Raw genomic sequence first — 10,580 nt, 5'->3', positions numbered from 1 at the left:
GCGCGTTGTCGATGCCTCCGTGATGCCAACCATTTTATCTGGAAATACGAACGCAGCCACCATCATGATTGGTGAAAAGGCAGCCGACTTAATTAGAGCCGCAGGCTACACATTTCAAAGCAAGAGTACCAAGGTGAATTAACGCTTTTGCAAGCCTTTTTACCATACTCAGTACTGAGTGCTGAGTGCTGAGTGCTGAGTAAAAATACTAGTTCCCAGTTCCCAGTCCCCAGTTCCCAGTCCCCAGTCATTCTTTCATTCAAGGCTGTGAAACTTGTTTGATCAGGACTGCCTTCTGCCTTCTTCAACTAAGTTTCCTGATTCCCCCAAAAAGAATTAACCAAACTACTACAACAACCCAGTGAATTAAAACTATTACAAACAAAGATCCTGTGAGGATATATGCAGCAGTACATATAATTCCCAAAAATGCAGCTAAAACCAGAAAAGCAGGATCATAAAATGTGGGAATTCCAGCTTTAAAGAAGATTTTAGCATTCAATGGATGATATAAAATAAATAATAATAAACTCACTATTACCCACAAACCCCATCGGAACCAATTGGTGATTTCGCTAGGATGAGGAAGCAAAAAAACGCGAAAAAAGAGTTCTTCAAGAATCGCAGGTAAAAATAAACAACGCAATATTAACAAGCATTTATCAATCCAACTTGCAGACCAAATTTGTATATTTAAAAATCCAAATTTCCAACCATAGGGTAGGGCAATAATACTGTAAATTATCAGCATCACAACTATAACTAACCAATCTTGTATTGTCGGAACTGCCAAGGACGCTAAAACGCGATTTAAAATAATTGAAAGTGGTGAAATATCGGTAAAAGGAATCTTAAGTTGTCCCAAAAGTATTGTTGGTGCAATGGGTGTAATATTAGGTTGCCAACCACCTACTTGATTGGTTCGCAGTACTTGCATAATCGCACCATGTTTTAAAAATATTGTGGCGAGATCGTCGTGTGCTTGTTTTGGCATGATTGTTCGCCATGTTGTCAAACCAGCCCAAATACTACGATCTTCAAATGGTTGCGTCGTTTTTCCTATGCCTGTACCTGCGAGTATACCTGCTTGACTGCGCCAATCAGCGCGAACTATACCCAAGGGTGCTAATTGTTGTTCTAAAGATTTACCTAATTCAACTAGCTGCTGAAAGCGTAATGTTTGTGGGTGATTGGGGTTAGCGCGTACCCAAGTTTGAATTTGAGGAGTTGTAGCAACTTGGTTTTTAATTGCCAGTATTGCCGCATAAAGTGCTTGGCTTGCGTCTTGGACACATGAGGTAGCAGGTGATACCATTGCGCCACCAGTTCCATCACCAACCCGATAACGTGCCATTGTTACCTGTAATTGTTGCTGAAATTCTTCTAAAGGCGAAAGTTTAATCCCATCAAAATCATAATCTTGCGTTACCGGGTCGAATTTGATGAGAATATCTGATACTGGACGTGTTGCCAGCCAACCACGTTGTAAATTACCCATATAATCAGCCCATGTATGCGTTCCGGCAATAATTCCATCAGGGTTATGGGCATAAATTTGGTGGTATTTAGTCTCGAAGCGTAATTCGTTAGTAAACTCGTCACGGATAACTTCTGCAATTCCAAAAGCAAAATGTCCGGTGATAGTATAAGGGACTTCCACTGGTTCAGCTTTACGTCCGCCAATTCCACCAAATAAGTGTAGGACAATAGCTTTATTGCCTTCTTGCCATTTTGATACAGATTGATTATGTGAATTTTGTGTTTCTACAGATTTTAATAATACAGTATTGAATTTACCTTTATTTTTCTCGGTATTTCGCCAATTTACTTCTTGGATGTAATTTAGCCCTAATTTCTCACCAGTAATAATTTGAAGGGGTTGAATTTGAAATAGAGAACGAGGTGCAAGGGCGCTGACTGTAAATACTCCCTTTGCATCAGCAGCGCCATAAATATACCATCCAGCCTCGCCCGCAGGTGATTGTTCGATTTGCTGCGAACTTGAAGGAGCAAAATTCCGCTTATCTATTACTTGTTGGGGAATACGAATAGTTTCTTCAAGACCATCAAACTTATTTGAATTCAGGTTATAATGCTTTACCAAAAAATAATTGCCATACTGCTTTTCTTTAGGAAATAAAATAGTTTTGGAGCTAGATTGTATCGGTTTAATTATTTTTACCAGCCCATAAAATCTACCAGTTGCTAAAATAGGTTCGCGTTCAATTTGCAAAATATATTTTTCTTGACTTGCATCAATGATTGTACCTGCATCTAAAGCAACGATTGTTTCATCAACAGGATTTGCACCAGCCAAAGAGCGTAAAATCCCTACCTGACGAACTCTATTTAGTCGAGAAGGATGAATGTTCCCTTGCTTTTGACTTTTAATCACTTCTGAAGTGAAATTTATATCTCGTGTTACCGCTCGATCCAAAGCAAGCAAAGTTTTATTCTTTTTCCACTCCAAACGTACAATTTTACCTACCAAATTTTGTGCTGTAGGTGGTGCATATTGCACTTCTATCCATACCCAATCTAAACTATCTTGTAATTGCTGTGTAGTTGGTAAAATTAACCTTCCTACCCAATCGCCAATAGGTTTATAAAGGTTTGCAGATGGAGTTTTGGTAATGGGATAAAAACCAGATTGATTAAAATTTTGTTGAATATGAATCGCGTAATTGCTTTCTTGCTGTACTAACTGGGGTTGTCTTGAGGAAAGTTGCCATATCACAATTACTGCGATGAACGCTAGCGGTAAGAATATCGTAAATAGTAGCTTTGCTTTTCGACTCAATCCACGAAAAATCATATATTATCAACAAGTTTTAGTTGCTGATAATCTTACTCTAAATATATTGTTTTGAGTCTATGCTGTAAAGGACTGACAAATAAAAAAGACTCAACTAATTCTTGTGGGGTGGGCGATACGAGAACCCAGTAACCAAACGTGAGTTCGACTGGTCATATCATGTCCACCCAAAAGACCTCTAAGAAGGTTTTACTACGCAAAACCTGTCCCTCTCCGAGTCGGAGAGGGACAGCCTTGAACTTTAGTTCAAGGCAGGGAGAGGTCTGTCGAACTCACGTTAACCAAAGGCACTCGTGTTGCCCACCCTACAAGATTGAATAATTTATTTCTTGGAAGTCTCTAATCCAGGACTATTTCATCCTAAATGTAGGCGATATATCAATACGCTTGGGTTTTCGAGACGCGATAAATCGCCGTCTCTACAAGTGTATTGGGCGATATGTGACAATACGCTTTAAGGGTTATTGGTGTAGAGAATTGGTCTTTGAAGACGCGATTTATCGCGTCTCTACATTCTTTTTCACCAAATGAATGACAAACAGAAAGTTCTGAGCGTCGGAAATCGGCGCTCAGAACTTTGGAGACAAACTTGGCGTGTGAACATGCAGTGTTTATTTGCCTAACAGCTTAAAAGCGATAGTTGCGATCGCGCACCCACATACTAACTGGTACTGCCTTACCTTGTGGATCGACTTTCGCCTTCACCACAATGGGCGGTACTTGTCCTCTGCGGACGCGTTGGGCTTGCAAGTCGTTCCGAATCTGCTGCCGTTGGTTTTCTGGGATGTAATATGTTTCCAAGCCGTAGTTAACAGAGCCATCCTGATAAACACCTTTTAAGGCTGCCTGGTTGGCTCTAAGAGTTGTGGGGCGATCGCTACTGACTCGTAACGGTCTCCAAGCTCTCGGAACACCACGACCAGTGGATAGTTGCTCTTGCAAAGTCACGTAGATGTTGGTTCCTTCAGGCAATCTTCTGCCACTTCCACGACCTTTGCTGACTAGTGTTTGCCAGCCAGGTAGTCTACTTAAAGTTGATGTCCGGGATATGTTGTAATCTAAGGCTAAGGTGTTACCTTCTAGCACATTGTTAGGGTCTACAGGTACGGTTTGCAAAATCACCGTTTTACCTGTCACATCTGTATAAACCGCTTGGGCTGGTACTGCCATAATTAACCCTGTTTGCAGCGCCAGGGGAGCTAGTAACCGCCAAAAAGGTAAGGGCTTATTCGATTTTTGTTCAGTTGCAATCAAGTAATCCCGAAAAGTCACCTTACTAGAAAATTCGGCTTCAGGAGACAAGGGTTTATTCTTAGATTCAGAAGAGGTATTAGTCATGAGCGTAGTCCTAAAAAGCAGAGGTCTTGAGGAGTTCAAAAGTAACGAGCTTAGGACTGACGCAGAGAAACTTTAAAAATTTTGACGCACAGAGATTTCAGAATTTTGGATTTTAGATTTTAGATTTTAGATTTTTATTCAATCCAAAATTTAAAATTCAAAATCTAAAATTTGCCCTACTTTTTACTTGTAGAGCTACCACCAGGTAGGCGGCGTTCAAACCAGAGTCCAGCGCTAATTAAAGCAGAACCGCACAGGACATAGACTAGCGACTTAAAAAGTAAGTCGGTGTCGTACTCCTGGACGCGACTGATAATTTGCAGTGTTACTAACAGCATACCGCCCCAAAAGGAACTTCTGTTGCTTAATTTCAATCCTTCTTGAATTAGTCCCCAGGCTAATGTTGCAAGAAGTACATTGAAAATAAAAATGCCAAGTTCATCAATCCGGCTGATAGTTTGATGCCAAAAAGGCACGATTGCAATAAAGACAAGAAATGTACTAATGACAGCAGTCGTGAAAATCACTTCGCGGCGCGGAGGGTTATTTCTTTGGCGCAGTAGAAACAACCATTGCAATACCGCCAAGCCGCTGAGAATCCCCAAATCGATAATCGGCAGAGACTCAAATAAGTTTGTCAAATTCGTTGGCTGATTATAACTATAATCAGGAGATTCCCAGACCCAACGAAAAGACAGAACGTAAAAGACGATGCCGAAGCTTACCAACGCTAAATTACGGGCTAGAGATTGAAACAATCTATAATTTATGGTTGGAAACAGTAAATCATCATAACTCCAGAATAATGCAGATGGGAGTGCAAAAGCAAAAGATGCCACCCAAGGGGCTATATCAGCATAATTTAGCAGTGGCAGAGGATTAAGGTTAGCTTGTAAGGAACTAGCAAAGACAAGGGCTGCTAGACCAAAAATCCAACGCGATCGACAGAAGTAGGCTAAGGGTACAAATACTAGCCATGCCAACAAAGGTAGATGCTGTACTACTAGCCGCGACCAAGTTAACTCACCAGAAGCGTACCATAAGTCTTCTAGTCCAGTCCAGTAGCCAATTTCTACGAGGACAATTGACAGAATTCCTAAAGAATTTAAGGACAGACTGAAGGCCATAACCACAACACCGAACCCCCAGGCGAGAAACAGTTGGGAAGCTGAACCAATGATGTTGAACATCTGGGCCATCAGCAGTAAATTTGCACCGAAGATGAAGGCGCTTAAAATTAGCAATCCCTCTCCCAGTAGGCGTTTACTTCGCTCTGGTTTCTTGCCTTCAGGTGGTCTCCAACTGTAAAATCCAGTAATTGCGATCGCAAAGAACAAACTCATCATCAAAATAAATTTGACTTCTCGCGATCCTCCCTGCCAGTTTCCTGATACAAAGGTAATTATGCCTAAGCATAATAGTATGCTGCCGATAGCAATTGCGATCGCTTTGTTGCGATCGCGTGCAGCAGCTTCCAGGTTTTTAAATTGATAACGTTCTGCTATCTGTTCATACTGCGAAGAACTAATTAATCCTTCATCCCTCCATAGTTGTGCTTGTTTGCGTAATTTTTCCTGAAAACTATCTAAGAACATGACCTTCTCCGGTGCAGTGGGTAGCTTGGCCATTGCGATCCCAATGGCGGTCATTATATTTTGAGTATGAAGCCAAAAGCCTTAATTACATTGTTCTTGTGTAACAGTTTGATTTTGATTCAGATACAACGTACTAATTCGTAATTCGTAATTCGTAATTTACATGGAAAAACCTTCTAATTTATTACTTAAAGTCTCGCGGCGTTTGTTCGCTAATCTCGATGAGCAAGAAAAATTTATCGAGGCTTTAATGAATCCTCAGCCTTTTTCACCTAGTATTCTTTGGTGTCAAGAAAAGCCAGATATTTCGCCTTTGGTAGTAGAAACACCAACCTCCTGGCAACCACAATTTATAGACCGCTTATCTCTGGGAGAAAAACCTGGTCAACATCCTCTCCATGAAAAAGGATATTTCTATTGTTTAGATTTTTCTTCGGTGTTTGCAGCTACTACTTTGTTAGCTATTTCTCAGTCAGTGTATGTAGTTTTTGATATGTGTGCCGCACCAGGAGGTAAAAGTATCTTTGCTTGGAGAGCTTTACAACCTGAATTACTCATCAGTAATGAAGTTATTGGCAAACGTCTGGGAATGCTAATTTCTAATTTGAAGCGTTGCCAAATTAATCCTAGTGCAGTGGTTAATAGAGATTCGAGTATATTTGCCCAAATGTTTCCCGGCTCTAGCAATTTAGTAATTGTAGATGCCCCTTGTACCGGACAATCTTTACTTGCTAAAGGCGAAAAAGCACCTGGGTGTTTTCACCCAACTGCTATTAACAAGAGTGCAAATCGACAAAAGCGGATTATAGCTAACTCTGCTAAACTGGTTTCACCACAAGGCTATCTTGCGTATATGACTTGTACATATTCTCCCGAAGAAAATGAGCAAGTTTGTGAATGGTTTTTAGAACGCTTCCCCAATTTTCAAGCGATAGAAATTAGCCTTTTAGATCAATATCAATCGCATTTAACTACGATGCCTTGTTATCGGATGTTTCCTCAAGATAGGTTAGGTGCTGGTGCATTTACAGTCTTGTTTAAAAATACTAATGAGAATGGGGACGAGCCGCAAAAAGCAGATTTAAATACAATATCTTCGCTGTATATTTACCAAAACATAAAGAAATAAAGTTATACCAATTTAATGTGAAGTTGCAGATATCTTGATCCCCCTAAATCCCCCTTAAAAAGGGGGACTTTGATAGACGTTTTTCTGGTTCCCCCCTTTTTAAGGGGGGCTAGGGGGAATCGAATTCTATGCAGCTTCATAAAGAATTGGTATTAGCTACAAAAATACGTGTCCCTCAACGCGCTCAGATACACACTCAAAATCTGCTACACTATCTTTCAGTTGGCGCTGTCGCAAAATCTCAACTCCCGCGACTGTCGCCACTCCAAAAATTCTCTTGATAAACCCAATAGCTAAAGTTGCGATCGCCTTTTCAACTTGATCATTCAACCCCAGAACCCAGTTAAGAGGCTGATAACTCTAAATTTTGTCGAAAAGAGACGATCGCTTCATTCAATGCAGCCATATCAATTAAAAATGCATCATGCCCGTGGGTTGACTTCAGCCACGCCAGTTGAGCATTAGGGATTAAATTTGCCAATTCTTCTTGTTCCACTGGAGGATAGAGGATGTCAGAATCAATGGCGACAACTAAAGTCGGTTGCTGGATGCTTTGCAGAACAGATTCATAATTTGATAAATTAGCAACTGTGCGATCGCGTGCGATATCGTGGCGATCCATTATGTTGGTGAGGGTAATGTAAGTATTGGCATCAAATCGTTCTGTGAGCTTTTGACCTTGATGCTGTAAATAACTGGCTATAGCAAACTGCTTAGATGCATCATACTCCCGTCCAAAGCGGCTTGTAAAACTATCCCAAGAACGGTAAGTAGACATCGCCATCATCCGCGCCACTGCTAATCCCTGATTTGGGGGCGCATCCAGGGTATAGTTCCCTCCTTGCCAGTTTGGATCGGCATAAATTGCCTGTCTTTGGGCTTCACTTAATCCAATACACCAAGCTGAATGCCTGCCAGAAACAGCAATAGGTGCGATCGCTTTCACCTTTTGGGGATATAATAATGCCCACTCTAATGCTTGCATTCCACCGAGAGAACCGCCAATTACAAACCGCAGAGATTGAACACCCAAGTATTCTAGTAGTACAGCTTGCAGGTGAACTATATCTCGGATTGTAATCTCAGGGAAGGATACACCATAAGGGTTTCCGGTTATGGGGTTGATAGTAGTTGGCCCAGTTGTACCGTAACAGCTTCCCAAGATATTGCTGCACACAATAAAGTCGCGTTCTGGATTAAAAGCTTTCCCTGAACCAAACAAAGATTCCCACCAATCATCAGCGTCAGCCGAACCAGTTAAAGCATGACAAATCAGTACTCCATTATCACCTTGAGCATTTAACTGTCCCCAAGTGCGATAAGCAACCTGAACCCCAGTTAATGTTTCGCCCCCTTCTAGTTGAAATGGCTCCGTCAACTGGTAAAACTGGGTTTGCGGTGAGATGAAGTCTGAGTAGATCATATCTATCGATGAGTGGGGAGAAATCAATTCAAAATTCAAAATTGAATAAAAAGACTGGGGGAGATGGGGGAGACAAGGGGGAAATAACCAATGCCCCATGCCCCATGCCCAATGCCCCATGTCCAATTTATTGAGAACTAAATCCTAACTTGTTGGAATGCCTGCTGAAAATCCTCTTTGATATCGTCGATATGTTCAATTCCTACTGATACTCGCACTAAATCGGGTGTCACTCCTGCTGAAAGCTGTTCGTCATCACTTAGCTGTTGATGGGTTGTTGAAGCAGGATGAATAACGAGAGTTTTCGCATCACCAACATTTGCTAAATGACTCGCCAGTTTTACATGATTAATAAAAGTTTTACCTGCCTCCAGTCCACCTTTGATGCCAAAATTTAAAACTCCCCCAAAGCCATGTCGGAGATATTTTTTCGCTCGTTCATGATACGGATGATTAGGAAGTCCGGGATAATTAACCCAAGAGACTTGCTCTTGTTGCTCTAACCACTGAGCCAATTCTAAAGCATTACTCACATGACGATCTACACGTAGGGAGAGAGTCTCTAATCCTTGCAGTAACAGAAAGGCGTTAAATGGACTCAAGGATGGGCCAAAATCTCGTAACCCTTCAACTCTGGCGCGAATAATAAAGGCAATGTTGCCAAATGTTCCATTAGGGCCAAACACTTCTTGGAAATTTAGCCCGTGATAGCCGGGTGCTGGCTCAGTAAATAGAGGGAATTTGCCGTTACCCCAGTCAAATTTACCCGAATCAACAATTACGCCACCAATGGAAGTACCATGCCCACCAATCCATTTAGTTGCAGATTCCACTACAATGTCTGCACCATATTCAATTGGTCGAGCTAAATACCCACCAGCACCAAAGGTATTATCCACAATTAAAGGTATGCCGTTTTCGTGGGCAATGTGAGCTAAAGCTGCAAAGTCGGGAATGTTGAATTGAGGATTGCCAATGGTTTCAACATATAACGCTTTCGTGCGATCGTCGATCGCCTGACGGAAGCTTTCTGGCTCATCTCCCTCAACAAACTTGACATTAATACCTAAACGTGGTAGAGCTACTTTAAACTGGTTATATGTTCCCCCATACAAGAAACTAGTGGAAACAATATTATCCCCAGCCTGGGCGATGGTAGTGATTGCCAAGAATTGTGCCGCCTGACCACTAGCGGTTGCTAATGCTGCTACACCCCCTTCTAAGGCAGCAATCCGCTTTTCAAATACATCCGTCGTCGGGTTCATGATTCGGGTGTAAATGTTACCAAATTCCTGGAGAGCAAATAACCGCGCTCCGTGGTTGGCGTCATTAAAAACGTAGGAAGTCGTTTGGTAAATCGGTACAGCACGAGCATTCGTTCCAGGAGCCGGCTCTTGTCCAGCATGAACTTGCAGAGTTTCAAAACGATATTGTTCAGACATAAGCAGTTATTTGAGTTTCCAATTATACAAACTAGTAATAATACTAATTGAGTGTTGTGTTGGATTAATCAACGGTAATTTACAAGGCTTACCGTATTTTAACTGGTCGCGTTTAGAATTTCCCATCTTTAACATAACAAGTTAGGGAATGGGAATTAAACTGGGCGCTCATGTTGCCCACCCCACAAGATTGGATAATTTATTTCTTGGAGTTCTCTAACTTCTCTAACTTGTCTATAAAATCTCAGTACACGTGACCGTAAAAAAGGTTCGGAAATATCGAGGGTTTATCATGGGTTTCACTATGTTCCACCCAACCTACGAATCATTAAATTCCATACTCTTTTTGTGGTGGGCTGTACTCAGTGGCTTTAGCCTTGAGAGTACAACTATTGACGTTGTCTTTGGATCTAAAACTTTTTGTTAAGGAGCAAATCTGGGCGATAACTTTATCTGGAAACAGAAAATATTGATCTCTGCTTCAGACGACATTTTCAGCTTTCAGCTAAGATTGATGGTTAGTTTTTCACTCTTACTATCTATGCCTCGAAACCACAACAGCAATTCCCGAAGATTGCCCAAAATTAAAACCACGCTTGTCTACATCTTTGGTATCATTACTGTTTTAGTCCTAGCCTTTCCTTGGCTGTACGAAATTAAAACCAAGGCTGGGATTGACATATCACCTGGACGCCACGCTGGAACCTTTTTTGAAAAACACACTTACGGACTTTTCAAGTGTGAGTGGCTTTATCCTTATCATTGCGATCGCCCCAAAGGTTAACTAAGGGAATTCAACTTTGCATACCAAGCAAGAGTATTAATTAATACTTCATAA

General features: G+C 41.3%; 9 protein-coding genes. 3 read left to right on the top strand and 6 right to left on the bottom strand.

Annotation, left to right across the window (positions count from 1 at the left end; genetic code table 11):
- On the top strand, positions 1–142 hold a 142-nt coding region (locus tag V7L07_RS24920; RefSeq protein ID WP_335061503.1), incomplete at its 5' end, for a GMC oxidoreductase.
- Between the two features lie 162 nt (positions 143–304).
- Here V7L07_RS24920 and V7L07_RS24915 read toward each other — a convergent pair.
- From V7L07_RS24915 to V7L07_RS24905, 3 genes are all read right to left on the bottom strand, one after another.
- Positions 305–2,815, bottom strand: a complete 2,511-nt coding sequence (locus V7L07_RS24915) for a CPBP family glutamic-type intramembrane protease (RefSeq protein ID WP_335061499.1) — start codon at positions 2,813–2,815, stop codon at positions 305–307.
- Positions 2,816–3,442: 627 nt separating this feature from the next.
- Positions 3,443–4,153 (bottom strand): GDYXXLXY domain-containing protein, encoded by a 711-nt coding sequence (locus tag V7L07_RS24910; protein WP_335061498.1) that lies wholly within the window; start codon positions 4,151–4,153, stop codon positions 3,443–3,445.
- Positions 4,154–4,329: 176 nt separating this feature from the next.
- A complete protein-coding gene (locus tag V7L07_RS24905; RefSeq protein ID WP_335061502.1) occupies positions 4,330–5,748 on the bottom strand; it encodes a DUF2157 domain-containing protein in 1,419 nt (472 codons plus the stop codon).
- A 163-nt stretch (positions 5,749–5,911) separates the two neighbouring features.
- On the opposite strand from V7L07_RS24905, the gene V7L07_RS24900 reads away from it, so the two are divergent.
- Positions 5,912–6,877 (top strand): RsmB/NOP family class I SAM-dependent RNA methyltransferase, encoded by a 966-nt coding sequence (locus V7L07_RS24900; RefSeq protein WP_335061497.1) that lies wholly within the window; start codon positions 5,912–5,914, stop codon positions 6,875–6,877.
- 156 nt (positions 6,878–7,033) lie between these two features.
- On the opposite strand, the gene V7L07_RS24895 is transcribed toward V7L07_RS24900, so the two are convergent.
- The 3 genes from V7L07_RS24895 to V7L07_RS24885 form a co-directional block, all read right to left on the bottom strand.
- Positions 7,034–7,207 carry a hypothetical protein gene (locus V7L07_RS24895; RefSeq protein ID WP_335061496.1) on the bottom strand — a complete coding sequence of 58 codons (174 nt, stop codon included), beginning with the start codon at positions 7,205–7,207 and terminating at the stop codon, positions 7,034–7,036.
- Between the two features lie 13 nt (positions 7,208–7,220).
- On the bottom strand, positions 7,221–8,300 hold the full coding sequence (gene metX, locus V7L07_RS24890) for a homoserine O-acetyltransferase MetX (RefSeq protein ID WP_335061495.1): 1,080 nt from the start codon (positions 8,298–8,300) through the stop codon (positions 7,221–7,223).
- A 137-nt stretch (positions 8,301–8,437) separates the two neighbouring features.
- Positions 8,438–9,742, bottom strand: a complete 1,305-nt coding sequence (locus V7L07_RS24885; RefSeq protein WP_335061494.1) for an O-acetylhomoserine aminocarboxypropyltransferase/cysteine synthase family protein — start codon at positions 9,740–9,742, stop codon at positions 8,438–8,440.
- A 541-nt stretch (positions 9,743–10,283) separates the two neighbouring features.
- Between V7L07_RS24885 and V7L07_RS24880 the strand changes: the two genes are divergently transcribed.
- Complete coding sequence (locus tag V7L07_RS24880) at positions 10,284–10,526, top strand: hypothetical protein (RefSeq protein WP_334764496.1); 243 nt, start codon at positions 10,284–10,286, stop codon at positions 10,524–10,526.
- Positions 10,527–10,580: the final 54 nt, after the last annotated feature.

Origin of the sequence: Nostoc sp., from assembly GCF_036916985.1 — a bacterium.
GTDB lineage: Bacteria > Cyanobacteriota > Cyanobacteriia > Cyanobacteriales > Nostocaceae > Nostoc.
The sequence above is the reverse complement of the archived record's forward strand: the minus strand, read 5'-3'. Positions and strand labels throughout refer to the sequence as shown.